17 protein-coding genes are annotated in these 15,274 nt (G+C 71.5%); 12 read left to right on the forward strand and 5 right to left on the reverse strand.

Going from position 1 to position 15,274, the window contains the following annotated elements; translation table 11 throughout:
• Positions 1-25: 25 nt before the first annotated feature.
• Positions 26-1,528 carry a SulP family inorganic anion transporter gene (locus ACWEQO_RS09460; RefSeq protein WP_452980794.1) on the reverse strand — a complete coding sequence of 501 codons (1,503 nt, stop codon included), beginning with the start codon at positions 1,526-1,528 and terminating at the stop codon, positions 26-28.
• Between the two features lie 524 nt (positions 1,529-2,052).
• Between ACWEQO_RS09460 and ACWEQO_RS09465 the strand changes: the two genes are divergently transcribed.
• From ACWEQO_RS09465 to ACWEQO_RS09495, 7 genes are all read left to right on the forward strand, one after another.
• On the forward strand, positions 2,053-2,307 hold the full coding sequence (locus tag ACWEQO_RS09465) for a hypothetical protein (protein ID WP_452980797.1): 255 nt from the start codon (positions 2,053-2,055) through the stop codon (positions 2,305-2,307).
• Positions 2,308-2,421: 114 nt separating this feature from the next.
• Positions 2,422-2,847, forward strand: a complete 426-nt coding sequence (locus tag ACWEQO_RS09470) for a CBS domain-containing protein (protein WP_361456750.1) — start codon at positions 2,422-2,424, stop codon at positions 2,845-2,847.
• Between the two features lie 12 nt (positions 2,848-2,859).
• A complete protein-coding gene (locus ACWEQO_RS09475; protein ID WP_361456747.1) occupies positions 2,860-3,201 on the forward strand; it encodes a DUF6343 family protein in 342 nt (113 codons plus the stop codon).
• Between the two features lie 20 nt (positions 3,202-3,221).
• Positions 3,222-3,878 carry a dienelactone hydrolase family protein gene (locus ACWEQO_RS09480; protein ID WP_361456744.1) on the forward strand — a complete coding sequence of 219 codons (657 nt, stop codon included), beginning with the start codon at positions 3,222-3,224 and terminating at the stop codon, positions 3,876-3,878.
• Positions 3,879-4,100: 222 nt separating this feature from the next.
• Positions 4,101-5,456 carry a sugar ABC transporter substrate-binding protein gene (locus tag ACWEQO_RS09485; RefSeq protein ID WP_452980802.1) on the forward strand — a complete coding sequence of 452 codons (1,356 nt, stop codon included), beginning with the start codon at positions 4,101-4,103 and terminating at the stop codon, positions 5,454-5,456.
• The gene (locus ACWEQO_RS09490) at positions 5,453-6,391 is read left to right on the forward strand and encodes a carbohydrate ABC transporter permease (protein WP_361456738.1); all 939 of its coding nucleotides are present in this window, start codon (positions 5,453-5,455) and stop codon (positions 6,389-6,391) included. The genes ACWEQO_RS09485 and ACWEQO_RS09490 overlap by 4 nt, the downstream gene beginning before the upstream one ends.
• A complete protein-coding gene (locus ACWEQO_RS09495) occupies positions 6,388-7,248 on the forward strand; it encodes a carbohydrate ABC transporter permease (RefSeq protein WP_361456735.1) in 861 nt (286 codons plus the stop codon). The genes ACWEQO_RS09490 and ACWEQO_RS09495 overlap by 4 nt, the downstream gene beginning before the upstream one ends.
• Positions 7,249-7,309: 61 nt before the next feature.
• Here ACWEQO_RS09495 and ACWEQO_RS09500 read toward each other — a convergent pair whose 3' ends face one another.
• The 3 genes from ACWEQO_RS09500 to ACWEQO_RS09510 form a co-directional block, all read right to left on the reverse strand.
• Positions 7,310-8,077 carry a hypothetical protein gene (locus ACWEQO_RS09500; RefSeq protein WP_452980806.1) on the reverse strand — a complete coding sequence of 256 codons (768 nt, stop codon included), beginning with the start codon at positions 8,075-8,077 and terminating at the stop codon, positions 7,310-7,312.
• Entirely contained in the window at positions 8,067-8,582 is a 516-nt protein-coding gene (locus tag ACWEQO_RS09505) for a SigE family RNA polymerase sigma factor (protein ID WP_361456729.1), read from the reverse strand. Before ACWEQO_RS09505 ends, ACWEQO_RS09500 begins: the two co-directional genes overlap by 11 nt.
• Positions 8,583-8,827: 245 nt before the next feature.
• Positions 8,828-9,631 (reverse strand): NERD domain-containing protein, encoded by an 804-nt coding sequence (locus tag ACWEQO_RS09510; protein WP_452980809.1) that lies wholly within the window; start codon positions 9,629-9,631, stop codon positions 8,828-8,830.
• Between the two features lie 107 nt (positions 9,632-9,738).
• Between ACWEQO_RS09510 and ACWEQO_RS09515 the strand changes: the two genes are divergently transcribed.
• From ACWEQO_RS09515 to ACWEQO_RS09535, 5 genes are all read left to right on the forward strand, one after another.
• Positions 9,739-10,245, forward strand: coding sequence for a protein-tyrosine phosphatase family protein (locus ACWEQO_RS09515; RefSeq protein WP_361456723.1), 507 nt, complete (start codon positions 9,739-9,741; stop codon positions 10,243-10,245).
• 105 nt (positions 10,246-10,350) lie between these two features.
• The gene (locus ACWEQO_RS09520) at positions 10,351-11,211 is read left to right on the forward strand and encodes an SH3 domain-containing protein (protein WP_452980812.1); all 861 of its coding nucleotides are present in this window, start codon (positions 10,351-10,353) and stop codon (positions 11,209-11,211) included.
• Between the two features lie 43 nt (positions 11,212-11,254).
• Complete coding sequence (locus tag ACWEQO_RS09525; RefSeq protein WP_452980815.1) at positions 11,255-12,634, forward strand: FtsW/RodA/SpoVE family cell cycle protein; 1,380 nt, start codon at positions 11,255-11,257, stop codon at positions 12,632-12,634.
• Positions 12,631-14,088: a penicillin-binding transpeptidase domain-containing protein gene (locus ACWEQO_RS09530; protein WP_452980818.1), complete on the forward strand. Its 1,458-nt coding sequence runs from the start codon at positions 12,631-12,633 to the stop codon at positions 14,086-14,088. The genes ACWEQO_RS09525 and ACWEQO_RS09530 overlap by 4 nt, the downstream gene beginning before the upstream one ends.
• 66 nt (positions 14,089-14,154) lie before the next feature.
• Positions 14,155-14,664 (forward strand): DUF3291 domain-containing protein, encoded by a 510-nt coding sequence (locus tag ACWEQO_RS09535; RefSeq protein WP_452980821.1) that lies wholly within the window; start codon positions 14,155-14,157, stop codon positions 14,662-14,664.
• Here ACWEQO_RS09535 and ACWEQO_RS09540 read toward each other — a convergent pair.
• A complete protein-coding gene (locus ACWEQO_RS09540) occupies positions 14,661-15,236 on the reverse strand; it encodes a Uma2 family endonuclease (RefSeq protein ID WP_452981143.1) in 576 nt (191 codons plus the stop codon). The two genes, ACWEQO_RS09535 and ACWEQO_RS09540, sit on opposite strands and share 4 nt — an antisense overlap.
• Positions 15,237-15,274: the final 38 nt, after the last annotated feature.

Consider the following 15,274-nt stretch of genomic DNA (forward strand, 5'->3'; position numbering starts at 1 on the left):
CCGGGCGGGTCGGCGGGGTCGTGGGTCAGTGGCTGTCGGTGAGCTGTCCGGCCAGGCGTCGACGCATGTGGGCACTGGGCTCGTTGAGGCCCGTGGCGGTGACCTTCTTGCCCCGGCGGGCGTACTTGGTCTCGACGGCGTCCAGGGCGGCCACGGACGAGGCGTCCCAGATGTGGGCGCCGGAGAGGTCGATGACCACGTCGTCCGGGTCGCCCTGGTAGTCGAACTGATGGACCAGGTCGTTGGAGGAGGCGAAGAACAGTTCTCCGGTGACCGAGTAGACGACCTGTGTGCCGTCGGGGTCGACCACCCCGGAGACGTCGGCCAGATGGGCCACCCGCTTGGCGAAGACGACCATCGCGGTGACGGAGCCGACGACGACGCCGACGGCGAGGTTGTGGGTGGCGACCACGACGACCACGGTGGTCGCCATGACGACGGTCTCGCCCGGCGGCATGCGCTTGAGGGTCTTGGGCCGGACGGAGTGCCAGTCGAAGGTGGCCACCGACACCATGACCATGACGGCGACGAGGGCGGCCATGGGGATGTCGGAGACGACGGGCCCGAAGACGATGCACAGCACCATCAGGAAGGCGCCGGCCAGGAACGTGGACAGGCGGGTCCGGGAGCCGGAGACACGGACGTTGATCATCGTCTGGCCGATCATGGCGCAGCCGCCCATACCGCCGAAGAACCCGGTGACGATGTTGGCGATGCCCTGACCGACGGACTCGCGGGTCTTGTCGGAGTGGGTGTCGGTGATGTCGTCGACGAGCTTGGCCGTCATCAGCGACTCCATCAGCCCCACCAGCGCCATGGCGAGCGCGTACGGGGCGATGAGGGTCAGCGTGTCCGTGGTGAAGGGCACGTCCGGCAGGCCGGGGACGGGCAGGGAGGACGGCAGTTCGCCCCTGTCGCCGACGGTGGGGACCGCGATGCCGGCGGCGACGGTGATCACGGTCAGCACCACGATGGAGACCAGCGGCGCCGGAACCGTCCTGGTGACCCTCGGGAAGAGCACCATGAGGGCCAGACCGGCGACGATGAGCGGGTAGACCGCCCAGGGGACGTCGCGCACCTCCGGCACCTGGGTCATGAAGATCAGGACGGCGAGCGCGTTGACGAAGCCGACCATCACCGAGCGGGGCACGAACCGCATGAGCTTCGCCACGCCGAGGATCCCCAGGACCACCTGGAAGACACCGGCCAGGATGACGGCGGCGACCAGGTACCCCAGCCCGTGCTCACGGTTGAGGGGGGCGATGACGAGGGCGACCGCACCGGTGGCGGCGGAGATCATCGCCTTGCGGCCGCCCACGACGGATATGACGACCGCCATGGTGAACGAGGCGAACAGGCCGACGCCGGGGTCGACGCCGGCGATGATCGAGAAGGAGATGGCCTCCGGGATCAGGGCCAGGGCCACGACCAGCCCGGCCAGTACCTCGGTACGGAGGACCTTGGGGGAAGCGAGCCAGTCGGGCTTGGGCATGCGCGGTTCGAGGGCCGCGGACAGCGGTGAAGGCATACAACCGTTCCTGTTCGGGCGCACACGTCCATGCCGCTGGACGCACGTGCTCGTCGTACCGACTCCGCAAGGTGTGGAGTCCTCGGCGGTCCGGCCGCCTCGGCGGGACCCTGCCGGACGGGGCGGCGACCGTCCGGTGCCGGTCGGGCGTCATTGCCCGGAAGTCTTGGGGTGCCGTCCGGGTCCGGTCGGGACCCCGCCACGGCGGTCGCGCTCCGGGCCGCACGCCGGAACGGCGGGGACGAGCGCAACGGGAAACTCTACCCCGCGAGGGGCCGGGGCCCGCTGTGAGGCGTCGCGCCCGGTGCCCCCGCGGAGGACCTGTCAGGCCGCTCCGGCGGCGGTGAGCACCTCTCCGCCCGCGGGGTGCGTGTCCCGGCGTCCCACAACGCCCTGGCCGGCACCGGCGCGCTCGGTCGGTCGGTCGCTCGGTCGGTCGGTCGAGGGTTCGCGTGGCTCCTTCGGTGGCGTGTCACCTGTGGGGAGAGGACGCTGGAGACAGGGGCGACGTGACGGAGAGACCCATGACTCGGACCGGTACAGGCCACAAGGCGCACACGCCGTTCTTTTCCCGCCCCGGCGTCCGCCGCCTCATGCCGTTCGTCCTGATCACCGCGATCGCTCTGATCTTCATCTTCGAGAACCGCGCGAGTGTCGAGATCCGGCTCTTCGTTCCGATGGTGACCATGCCGCTGTGGGGGGCCCTCCTGATCGCCTGGGCCCTCGGCATGCTCGCCTGCCTCTTCACCCTGCGTCGGCGCTCGAACCGGCGTCCATGACGGACGGGGCGGGTTCCCGCGACGGCGCCGCGTCCCTCCCGCACGGTTTACCGCCGCCGGTGCGGGCTACGCGGTCGGTGCGACGCACCGCCGACGCAGGACCCGGAGGTTTTCATGACCACGCGGATACGTGACGTGATGTCGTCCGGCACCGCCGCCGTCGAGCCCATGACCACGGTGGCGCGGGCCGCCCGGCTGATGCGCGAGCAGGACATCGGCGACGTCCTGGTGACGTACGACTGTGATCTGTTCGGCGTGCTCACCGACCGGGACATCGTGGTCCGGGCCCTCGCCGAGGGCCTCGACCCCGCCGCCACGTCCGTCGGCTCGGTGTGCACCCGCCCGCCGGTGGTGACCCTGACGCCGGACGACAGCACCGAGCACGCGGTCGAACTGATGCGTCGGTACGCGGTGCGCCGCCTGCCGGTGGTGGAGCGCGGCGGCTGCCCGGTCGGCATCGTCAGTCTCGGCGACCTCGCCACCGCCGAGGACCCGCACTCGGCCCTGGCGGACGTCAGCAGGGCCGCCCCCAACCGTTGACGGAGGCACATCGTGCGCGACGAAGACCCCGACACGACCACTCGGGAGGCGCCGAGGGCGCGCTCCGGGGTGATCGGCCGGCGGTGGCCGCGGACGGGCACCGAACCGGTCACCGCCCGCAGTCCGCTGCGGCTGCGGCTGCTGCTGGCGGGGGCCTTCCTGCCGCTCTTCACCGCGGCGGCCGTGCTCTTCGGCCTCTGGGCGGCGGAATCCGGGCCCGGTGACAGCCCCGGCCGCGGCGCGCTGGTCGTGCTCACGGTCGTCTGCGGTGTGTTCGCCCTGTCGGCGGCGGTCGATCTGTGGGTCGTGATCCGTCGGCTGCGGCGCGAGCGGGGAGCCGGCGCCTCGAGGTAGCGAGGAGAAGGGTGAGGCCGATGATCTCCCGAGTGTGCACGGTGCCCGTCGACGACATCGAGCTGACGGGCGACCTCGACGTGCCGGAGCCCGCGCGGGCGGTCGTGCTGTTCGCGCACGGCAGCGGCAGTTCCCGGCACAGCCCGCGCAACCGCGCGGTCGCCGCCGAACTGCGTACCGCGGGGCTCGGCACCCTGCTGATCGACCTGCTCACCGAGAAGGAGGAGCGGCGCGACGCGGTGACCGGCGAGCATCGCTTCGACATCGCCCTGCTGGCCCGCCGTCTGGTGGCCGCGATCGACTGGCTCGAGGCCCGGTCCGAGACCCTGGACCTTCCCGTGGCCCTGTTCGGCGCCAGCACCGGTGCGGGCGCGGCCCTGGTCGCCGCCGCCGAGCGGCCCGCCCGGGTGCTGACCGTGGTGTCGCGCGGCGGACGGCCGGACCTGGCGGGCGACGCCCTGGAGGCCGTACGGATGCCGGTCCTGCTGATCGTCGGCGGACGGGACGACCAGGTGATACGGCTCAACCAGGAGGCGGCCCGCAGGCTGGGCGGTCCGCACACCCTGCGGGTCGTGCCGGGTGCCACCCACCTGTTCGAGGAGCCCGGCGCGCTGGAGCAGGTCGCCGAGGCCGCCCGCCGGTGGTGCGACGAACGGCTGAGCGCCGCGGCCGGCTGAGCGTGGCCCCGAACAACCGCTCACCCCGGGACCGGAACCGGAACCGGAGACGAAGGCGGAGCCGAGGCCGCGCAGGACGCATGGGGTGCGTGCGGCGCGTGTGACGCCGCCGTTCACGCCCCTGAAGTTCACGTATATAAATACAGTTCACTGTCTTGATGCACGGAGTCTCTGTGCGTAGAGTCCGGTCACCTCTCCCGTACGGACCGGACGGAGACACCCGTGTCGAAGCAACTCCGTAAGCCAAAAGGAGGGCGGCAGTTAGGCGCCATCGCCGCCGTTCTCGCCGTAGCCGCCGTCACCGCCACCGGGTGCTCCTCGGGCGGGTCAGGTCAACAGCAGGACGAGTCACAGCCGTTGGAGGTCTGGATCCGTCAGGACGCCGGCAGCCCCTCCGCGGAGTCGGCCGAGGCCCTCACCAAGGCGTTCACCCGGGAGACCGGTGTCGAGGCGAAACTGGTCGCCGTCGGTGTGACGGACTTCGAGACCAAGCTCCAGCAGCGCACCGCGCAGAAGGACCTGCCGGACATCGTCATCAACGACACCGGCCAGCTGGGGAACCTGGTGACCCAGGGTCTGGTCCGTGAGGTCGACCGCGAGGGTGTGGCCGGCGGCGCCGATCTCGCCGACCGGGCCTGGGAGGCGGCGCAGGGCCACGACGGCAAGTACTACGGCGTGCCCTTCAACTCGCAGGCCTTCGCCCTGCTGATACGCAAGGACTGGCGGGCGGAGGTGGGCGCCGGCATACCCGAGTCGTGGGACGAACTCACCGATCTGGCCGTGAAGTTCACCGAGGACGATCCGGACGGCAACGGCAGGGACGACACCGCCGGCATGGTGATACCGGGGACCACCACCCGCGGCTATCTGACCTGGTGGTTCTCCACCATGCTGTGGTCGGAGGGCGGCGACTTCGTCAAGAAGCAGGGTGACGGCTACGTGCCCGCGATCGACGAGCCCGCGTCGGTCGGGGCCGTCGAGAAGCTGCAGGCGATGTTCTGCGACTCCAAGGTCGTCCAGCCCGGCGCCAGTACCGCCGACTCCTCCACCACCCACACCGTCTTCGAGAGCGGCAAAGGCGGCATCTATCTGACCGGCCCCTACATGCTGCCGCGCTTCGACGGATCGCTCGGCAAGGACAAGTACGAGGTCGTCGCGCCCCCGCCGGGCGCCGCCGGCCGGACCGTCCTGGCGGAGGGCGAGAACGTCTACCTGATGGCCGGCTCGGCCAACGAGAAGGGCCAGCAGCGGTTCGCCGAGTTCGCCGCCTCCCCGGCGGGCCAGAAGATCGGCCTCGGGGTCGACAACGGCGGCGTCATCGTCCGGCTGCCCGTCAACACCGAGGTGGACGGAGCCGCCGAACGCGACGACCCGCGCTGGGAGACCTTCCAGCAGGTCTACAACGAATCCGGCCGCAACGCGCCGGCCCTGCCCAACTGGTCCACCCTCCGGCAGATCTCCGCCGAGGGCCTCAACGGCGTCTTCTCCGACTGCGCGCGCGACGTATCCGAGGCGATGGGCGCCCTGGCCGACGAGTTCGACGCGGAGCTCGAGAAGCAGGGGGCCAAGGGCCGATGACGGTGACCGAGGCACGGACGCCGCCGGGGCCCGGCACCCGGCCTCCGCTCCGTGCGGGGCCGCCGGTGCGGGCCCGGTTGCGCCGGACCGCGACACCCTGGCTCTTCCTGGCCCCGGCCCTGCTGCTCTTCCTGTACTTCAAGTTCATCCCCATGGCCCAGGCCGTGCGGATGAGCTTCGAGGAGGTCCGGCCGTTCCTCGGCAACACCTATGTCGGCGGCGCGAACTACTCCGAGATCGCGGGCAGCGCCGACTTCGGGGCGGCGGTGTGGCACACGGTGGTGCTGGCCGTGGCCACCACCGCCGGCTCGATCGTGCTCGGGCTGGCGCTGGCCCTGCTGCTGGAGGGCCAGAGCCGCACCCTGTGGTTCGTCCGGTCGGCGGTCTTCCTGCCGGTGGTCACGGCCATGGCGGTGGTGGCCGAGGTGTGGCGGGTCATGTACTACCCGGCCGAGGGCGGCGCGCTGAACTCGGTGCTCTCCGTCTTCGGTCTGGGGCCCGGCGAGTTCCTCAACTCGCCGGACAGCTCACTGGCGTCCATCGCCTTCGTGGGCATCTGGCGGGGCGCCCCGTACGACATGATGATCTTCCTGGCGGGGCTGGCGGGCGTGGACCGGATGCTGTACGAGGCGTCGGCGGTCGACGGCGCCTCGCGCTTCCGCCGGATCTGGCACGTCACGCTGCCCGGGCTGCGTCCGGTGTTCGCGATTCTGCTGACCCTGGCCGCGATCCGGGGACTGCGGATCTTCACCGAGGTGTTCCTGCTCACCAACGGCGGGCCCGACGGCTCGACGGAGGTACTGCTGACCCTCACGTACAAGCTCGGTCTGGAACGCAACGAGCTGGGGGTCGCGGCGGCCGGGACCGTCCTGCTGTTCCTGGCGCTGCTGGTGCTGACCGTCGCGTCGCGGCTGCGCAGGAGGGAGGCCCGATGAGGAACGACACCGCGCTCGGCCTGCGGGAGGCGCGCGGGCCGTGGGCGAAGGTGCTGCGGTCCGCCCTGTACACCGTCCTCGTAGGGATCTTCGCGGGACCGCTGCTGGCGCTGATGGTCGGCGCCTTCACCCCGACCGTGGACCCGACGCAGTTCACCCTCTTCCCCGACCGGCTGTCGCTGGACAACCTGGAACGGGCGATCGACCGGAACGTCCTGGACTACCTCCTCAACTCGTTCATCGTGGTCGGCGGCGGGCTGGCCCTCCAGGTCCTGGTCAGCGTCTTCGCCGGCTACGCCCTGGCCCGCAAGCGCTTCCGCGGTTCGGCGGCGGTGCTGGTGCTCGTCCTGGCGACGATGATGCTGCCGGAGGAGGTGCTGGCCGTACCGCTGTCGGTGCTGCTGGCGGACCTGCCGGTGCTGCACGTCAGTCTGGTCGGCTCACTGGCCGGCATGATCGTTCCGGTGGCGGCGTGGGGCTTCTCGATCCTGGTGATGACCGAGTTCATGAAGGAGATCCCCCAGGAACTGGAGGAGTCGGCGAAGCTGGACGGCGCGGGCGAGTTCCGTGTCTTCTGGCAGGTCGTGCTGCCGCTCTGCCGCCCCGCTCTGGGTGTGATCGGCATCTTCGGCTTCACCATGATCTGGGACCAGTACATGCTGCCGCTGCTGGTCGCCACCGACCCGGCCCAGTACACCCTGCCGCTGGCGCTGCGCTCCCTGCGCTCGGACGACCAGGTGGGTATCGGGGTGCTGCTGGTGGGCGCGTTCCTGGCGATGCTGCCCTCGGTGCTCGCCTTCCTGGCACTGCAGCGCTCGTTCATCCGGGGTCTGACGTCGGGGGCTGTCAAGGGATAGGGGCCCCCGGGAGCCGGCACATGGCGGACCGGCCGGGCGGACCGGCCGGGCGGCGGTCCGTTCAGCCGGCGTGGGCCGCCGACCGGGTCGGTGGCGCCGGTGCACCCGGTTCTGGGAGGGAGGTGGACGTGATCTCGATGAGTTCGCCCTGCCGGACGCGGGCGTAGAACCACCGCGCGTCCTTGACGCTCAGGCCCAGCCAGCCGGTCTTCGCGCCGAGGGTGCCCAGGGACTTGGTGCCGCCGGCCAGGGCGCCCGCGTAGACGGGCGGCCGGTTGTCGGTCCGCAGCTCCACCACGTACGGGACCTCGGTGCCACGGCGGTTCTCGGCACTCGGGTCGCCCGGCAGCGTCACGGCCTTGTGCTTGGCTCGCACGGTCAGTCGGTGGCCGGGAGGCAGCGTGGCGACGGCGTACGAGTCGACGTGCATGACGTGGCCGCCGATCGTGAGCGTGTGGCGGCCCAGGTCGAGGAAGCCGTCCGTGGCGGCGGCCGAGCGGATGGGCGCTCCGTCGGACGCCGACGTACCGGCGGTCGTCGGGACGCCGGAGGTGCGGGCGCCGGACGAGGCGGCCGGGAGGTGACGGTTCCGGACGGGCTCCTCGGCGTGCCCGGTGAGTCCGGTGAGTCCGGTGAGTCCGGTGAGTCCGGTGAGTCCGATCGTCGTCAGCACGCAGGCCGCCGTGGTCGCCGTGCCGAACGCGACCGTGGCCCGGCGACGGCGGGCGCGGCGCCGTGCCCGGGTGCGTACCTCGGCGGCCGGCACGGGCGGCGGCGCTTCATGGTCCGCCGCCAACTCGCGCAACACGGTCGCGAGTTCATCCGACACGGCCGTCCTCCCTCCAGGCCGGCTCCTCGGCCTCGTCCACCGCCAGCTCCTTGGCCAGTGCCGTCCGCCCCCGGAACAGCCGGGCCTTGACCGTCCCCACGGGCGCGCCGGTCTCGGAGGCTACCTGCTCGACCGTGAGGTCGCACAGATGGTGGAGGACGACGGCCATGCGCTGGGTTTCCGGCAGCCGGCGCAACGCGGCCACCAGCGCGGCGCGTTCGGGGCCGGGGCCGGGGGTCGACTCCGGCGGCGCGGAATGGCGCACCAGTTCCAGCCAGCGCTTCGCCCGTCTCCAGCGGCTGACCGCCAGCCGCATGGCGACGGTACGGGTCCACGCCTCGGGCGCCCCGTCGGCCCGGAGCTCGTGGCGCCGCCCCCAGGCCCGCACGAACGCCTCCTGGACCACGTCCTGGGCCTCGCCCAGATCCCCGGTGAAGGCGAAGAGCTGCCCGGTCAGACGGGGGAACGCGGCCGCGTAGAAAGCGTCGAACTCGTCCTCGGTCATGCTCTCCGCCGGTGTCCTTGGATGTCCCTTGCGACCCGGCCGTGCCTGTCATGTGCGCAGGTCTCGCAGATCACGCACAGGGAAGCACAGCCCTGGGAGAAGACGCCGAACACGGGTCCGAGGATCCATCGGCCGCCGTACGGGGGCGCCCGCGCCGCGACAGGCATGGCAGATGCACGGCAGGAGGCAAGGGGCCGGCGGAGGTCCGGCAGGTCAGTCCGCTCGGCCGGTTCCGTCCGTCCCGTTCACAGCCGGGCCCATGTGTTCCGGTCCCGTGCCACCGCGTACAGGACCTCCACGTCGGCCGGTTTCAGCACGCCCCCCAGCCGTCCCAGGCTCTCCACGTCGCCGTCCGTCAGGACGCGCACCTCGCGCGGCGGGGTCGCCACCGTCACCCGGGACGCGCCGACCAGGACCAGCGCCGGACGGACCTCCGCGGTCAGGGCGTACGAGACCCGGTCGGCGTCGGCGCGGAGGCGGCGCAGCAGAGGGTTCGGCTCGCGGCGGCCGAGGGCCACCTGGGGATCGGCGACCGTCACCCGCTGTCTGTGGGCGTACAGGGCGTGTACGGCGTACAGCCCGCCGGGGCCGATGAGCAGGTGGTGGACGCGGTCGCCGCCGGGGAGCGGCACCGAGTGCAGGGTGCGTACGCCCAGGCCGTCCATGCGGTCCAGGGCCTCCCCCACCGCCTGCTCCGCCGTGAGCGCCTGCCGCCGCGGGTCGGCGCGGAAGCGACGGGCCGGGCCGGGGTCGCGGTCGAGGGCGATCAGCAGGGCCTCGCCCGGGCGGTTCGGCGCGAGATCGTCGTCGGGGTGCAGGGAGAGTCGGGCCAGCTCGGCGGGGGTGGGGACGGGGGGCGGACCGACCGAGACCGGGCCGGTGAGGAAGGGGCCGAGCGCTTCGAGCACATCCGCCTCGTGCTCCTCGCCGAGCACGTTGACCCTGGCCGACTCACGGTCGTACCAGGCGAGGTTCCTGCCGTCCGGCAAGCAGACGTACAGCCGCTCCTGGCCGTGCCGCCAGGCCGGTACGACGCGCAGACCGTTCATGCACCATCACCCGTCTTCCATGGGAACAGGCGGGTGCTCCCGGGGCAAGAACACGGATACCTTTGAGAAGACCCGGGCGGTGATGTCGGTGATGTGGGGAGGCACCGTTGCATACCCGTAGGAACCAGCCCGATGTACCGGCGCCGGACAGTCCGTGGAACGAGATCGCTCCCGGCCTGTGGATGGGCGGGCACGAGTTCAGGAGCCGGTCCGGGCAGCTGGAGCTCGCGGTGGTCCGACAGGAGTTCGATCTTGTGCAGACACTGCTGCGGCTGCCGGGGTACGGGCCCGGTCCCGGGGTCGAGCACCACGTGTGGCCCATCCCGGACGGGCCGCTCGACGGAACGCAGCTCCTGGGAGTCATGCGGCTCGCCGAGGCGGTGTGCGAGGCGCTGGACGACGGCCGCAAGGTCCTCGTGCGCTGCTACCACGGGTACAACCGCTCCGGCCTGGTCGTCGCGCACGCGCTGATGCGCCGGGGCAGCTCCGCCGATGCGGCCATTCGGCTGATCCGGACCCGCCGTTCGGGCTGGGCCCTGCACAACGAGCTGTTCGCCGACTACCTGCGAGCGGGGTTGACGACAGCCCGGCTGCTGGAGGAACTCGCCGAGTGACAGCGTCCTCCCCGATGGCGCACCCAGGCAGGCAGGGGTGAAGGGCTGCTCCTAGTGTGGCGATTAGTCACCTTCGACTCTTTCACCCCCATATGGAGGTACTGCATGTCCTCGCACTCCCCGCGTTCGGCGCGCTCGTCCCACTCGTCGCGTTCTCCTCTCATCCGCCGGCTACCCATATCCCTGGCCGTCGGCGCCCTCGCCCTCGCGACCGCCGTCACCCCCGCTGTCGCGAGCGACGGCGGGGACGACGGCGGCCAAGCGAACTGGAGCCAGCAGGGCGGCAACGGCAACGGGAACGGGAACGGCAACGGAGGCAATCAGCAAGGCGGCGGTCACGGCAACGGAAACCAGCAGGGTGGCAACAACGGCAACGGCTACGGCAACAACCAGCAGGGTGGCAACAACGGCAATGGCAATGGCAATGGCCACCAACAAGGCGGCGGCAACGGCTACGGCAACCAGCAGGGCGGTGGCAACAACCAGCAGGGCCACGGAAACGGAAATCAGCAGGGCGGTGGCAACGGCAACCAGCAAGGCGGCGGCAACAACCACAACGGCGGCAACCAGGCCGGTGGCAACGGGAACGGCAACAGCTACGGCAACCAGCAGGGTGGCGGCAACAACCAGCAGGGCGGCAACAGCGGCAACGGCCACGGCAACAACCAGCAAGGCGGCGGCAACAACAACCACGACGGTGGCAACCAGGCAGGCGGCAACCACGGCGACCGGGGCGAGTTCAAGGGCGTCGTCACAGCGCCCTCGCTGCCCCTGCGCAGCTCGCCGGACCGCGGCTCACGCATCATCCGTTACGCCCACAAGGGCGAGACCGTCTCGATCTACTGCAAGGTCGGCGGGGACTCCGTGCAGGGCAATTCGCTCTGGTACCTCCTCACCGACGGCACCTGGGCCTGGGGGCCCGCCCGCCACATCGACAACATCGGACCCGCGCCACGCTGGTGCTGACGGGCAAACCGCCTGAGCCTTCTCATATGGGTAGGTTCCGCACATGAGCAAGGCCGGAATCTCCCTGGCGACGGCTGATCCGCCCGCGCCCGCCGCTCCCCTCCCCCGGCGCCGTGGCATCGAACTCGCCCTCATCGTCCTGGCCGTCCTGTTGTCGGTGTTCGGCTACTGCGCCGTCGGGATCGCCAGGAACGGCTCCGTCCCGCCCGGCGCCGCCGGTTACGGCGCCGGGCTCGGCGTGCTCGCCCTGCTCGCGCATCTCGCGGTGCGCTTCCGGGCCGCCTGGGCCGATCCGCTGCTGCTGCCCATCGCCGTCCTGCTCAACGGGCTCGGTCTGGTGCTGATCTACCGGCTCGACCTGGAGACACCCGGCGACCGGGCCGCCCCGACCCAACTGGTGTGGTCGACGCTGGGAGTGACGCTGTTCATCGCGGTCGTCCTGCTGCTGCGCGACCACCGGGCGCTCCAGCGCTTCACCCGCGCCTGTGCCGCCTCCGCGCTCGCCCTGCTCACGGTGCCGATCTTCTTCCCGGCGGTGAACGGGGCCCGTATCTGGATCCGGGTCGCCGGGTTCTCCATCCAGCCGGGCGAGTTCGCGAAGGTGCTGCTCGCGGTGTTCTTCGCCGCGTACCTCGCGCAGAACCGGGCCGCGCTCACCTACGCCGGCCGTAGGGTCTGGGGGCTCCAGCTGCCCACCGGCCGGGTGCTCGGACCGATCGTCGCGGTGTGGCTGGTGAGCGTGGGCGTGCTGGTACTGGAGCGGGATCTCGGCACGTCACTGCTGTTCTTCGGCCTGTTCGTCGTCCTGCTGTACGTCGCCACCGGCCGCACCGGCTGGCTCGCCGTCGGTCTGCTGCTGGCCTCGCTGGGCGCGGTGGCGGTGGGCCGGCTGGAGCCGCATGTGCACAGCAGGGTCGAGACCTGGCTGCATCCGTTCGCCTCGATCGAGGCGGGCCAGGGCCCGAACCAGCTCGCGCAGTCCTTGTTCGCCTTCGCGGAGGGCGGGCTGCTCGGCACCGGTCTGGGGCTCGGAAACTCCGTCCTCATCGGCTTCGCGGTCAAGTCCGACTTCATCCTGGCCACGGCGGGCGAGGAACTGGGACTGGCCGGACTCTGCGCGATCTTCCTGCTGTACGGGCTGCTGGTGGAGCGCGGCTACCGTACGGGGCTCGTGCTGCGTGACCCGTTCGGCCGGCTGCTCGCCGTGGGGCTCGCCGCGATCGTGGCGCTCCAGGTGTTCGTCATCGCGGGCGGGGTGACCGGGCTGATCCCGCTGACCGGGATGGCGATGCCGTTCCTGGCGCAGGGCGGTTCCTCGGTGGTCACCAACTGGGCGATCGTGGCGTTGCTGGCCCGGCTGAGCGATTCGGCGCGGCGCCAGGAGGACGGGTGCCGCCCGGGGGACGGAGGTGCCGGGTCGTGACGCGCTGCATCCGGCACGCCGCCGCCTTCTGCGCGCTGCTGCTGCTCGCCCTGTTGCTGAACGCCACGCGCGTGCAGGTGCTGCGGGCCGACGCCTACGACGACAACCCGGCCAACCGCCGTGACGCCATCGCCCGCTACGGCCAGCCGCGCGGCGACATCCTGGTCGACGGCCGCCCGGTCACCGGTTCGCGGGACACCGGGGAGCATCTGCGCTACGAGCGGACCTACGGCGCCGGTCCGTTGTACGCGCCGGTGACCGGGTACTCCTCGCAGGAGTACGGGACGACCCTGCTGGAGGACACGGAGGACGGACTGTTGTCCGGAACCGATCCGGCGCTCCAGCCGGTGCCGCTGTGGAACGACTTCACGCGCTCGCGCAACGCGGGCGGGAACGTGGTCACGACGATCGACCCGGCCGCGCAGCGGGCCGCGTACGAGGGGCTGCGCTCACGCAAGGGCGCGGTGGCGGCGGTGGAGCCGTCGACCGGGCGGATCCTGGCGCTGGTGTCCGTCCCGTCGTACGACCCGGGGCTGCTGTCCGGGAACAGCGCGGCGGCGCGCGGCGCCTGGGAGCGGCTGAACGCCGATCCGGACCGGCCGATGCTGAACCGGGCCGTGCGGCAGACGTATCCGCCGGGGTCGACGTTCAAGGTGGTCACCGCGGCGGCGGCGCTGGACGCGGGTGCGGTCACCGACCTCGACGCACCGACCGACTCCCCCGATCCGTACCTCCTGCCGGGGACGACGACACGGCTGACGAACGGGTCCCGGGGCTGTGCGGACGCCTCGGTGCGGGAGGCGTTCACCTGGTCCTGCAACACCGTGTTCGCCAAGCTGGGCGTGGCCACGGGGCTGGCGGACCTGAGGGCCACGGCCGAGGGCTTCGGCTTCAACGACGACGGGCTGCAGGTGCCGTTCCCGGTGGCGCGCAGCACCTTCGACACCACGATGGACCGGGCGCAGCTCGCGCTGTCGTCGATCGGGCAGTACAACACGCGGGCCACCCCGCTGCAGATGGCGATGGTCGCGGCGGCCGTCGTCAACAACGGGCAGGTGCGGGAGCCGTACCTGGTGGAGCGGACGACCCGGGCGGGCGGCGGCACGGTGTCGACGGCCGGCTCGCGTCCGACGCGGCGCGCCATGTTCCCGTCGACGGCGCTGCGGTTGCGGGAGCTGATGCGGGGGGTGGTGGAGGGGGGCACCGGCACCAACGCCGCCATCCGGGGCGCCGTGGTCGGCGGCAAGACCGGCACCGCCCAGCACGGCATCGGCAACTCCGGCACGCCGTACGCGTGGTTCGTGTCCTGGGCCCAGGACGAGGGGGACGCGGAGGCGAAGGTCGCGGTGGCGGTGGTGGTGGAGGACGCGGCGGCGAACCGCCGGGAGATCAGCGGTGGCGGGACGGCGGCGCCGATCGCCCGGGCGGTGATGGAGGCGGTGCTGAACTCCTAGGTCAGGAAGGCCACTTGGTGAGACAGGGCTACCGGAGCTTTCCGTTCCCGGTTTACCGTCCGGCCCATGACCGAAGCCGGCAGCACCCACGAACTCGCCCAGGTGAACATCTCCCGTCTCAAGGCTCCGCTGGACTCACCGCAGTTGAAGGACTTCGTCGACAGTCTCGACCCGGTGAACGCGGACGCCGAGGCCGCCAACGGCTTCGTCTGGCGCCTGAAGAGCGAGGAGGGGAACGCGACGGACATAGCGGTCTTCGGCGACGCGTGGCTGATCGTCAACATGTCGGTGTGGCGGAACACCGACGCCCTGACCGCTTTCATGTACCAGGGACGGCACCGGGAGATGCTGGGCCGGCGGCGGGAGTGGTTCGAGCAGGTGCGGGAGGCGATGACGGCCCTGTGGTGGGTCCCGAAGGGCCACCGCCCCACGGTCGCGGAGGCCGAGGCGCGCCTGCTGCACCTGCGCGCCCACGGCCCGACCCCCTCCGCGTTCACCCTCCGGACGTCGTTCCCGCCCGGTGCTTCGACGCCGGTGACCGGCGAGGTGCCGGACGGGCTGGGCTGCTCGGTCTAGCGGCGGCGGTCGACGGCGGTGAGGTCGATGTCGTTGGGGAAGGGGACGGTGAGCCTGAGGCGGTTGTGAAAGACACCCACGGGCACGTACGCCTTGGTCGCCGGGTCCAGCTCGTAGACGTAGACCACGGGAAGCCCGTCGTTCTCCTCGACGCGCCAGAAGTGCCTGATCCCCGCGGCGGCGTACTTGCGGGGCTTGGTCTCGCGATCACGGTCGACCGAGTCCTCGGACACGACCTCGGCGGCCAGGACGACGTCCCCCGGCAGGAGCCTGGTTAGTTTCGGCCCGGTGTCGGCACCGGCGCGCGCCACCACCACGTCGGGTTCCGGGCGGTTCCGCTCGTTGAGCGTCACCGTGAAATTGCGGTAGACCTCGCGTGTGTCCGGCGCCTGCTCGACGAGAGCACGCTCCAGCAGGCCGACCGTGCGCGCATGGAAACGTGTCTGCGGACTCGCGAAGACGAGACTCCCGTCGATCAGTTCCGTGCGCCGAGGCAGGTGGGGAAGTTCGTCGAGGTCGTCCGCAATCCAGCCGCCTTCCGGCGGGCGAGGCCACTCGTAGTCCTCGTCCAGCCCGTAGTCGCGTGCTGTGCTCCTGGTCGCTCCCGTGC

The sequence above is a fragment of the Streptomyces sp. NPDC004051 genome (assembly GCF_053604275.1).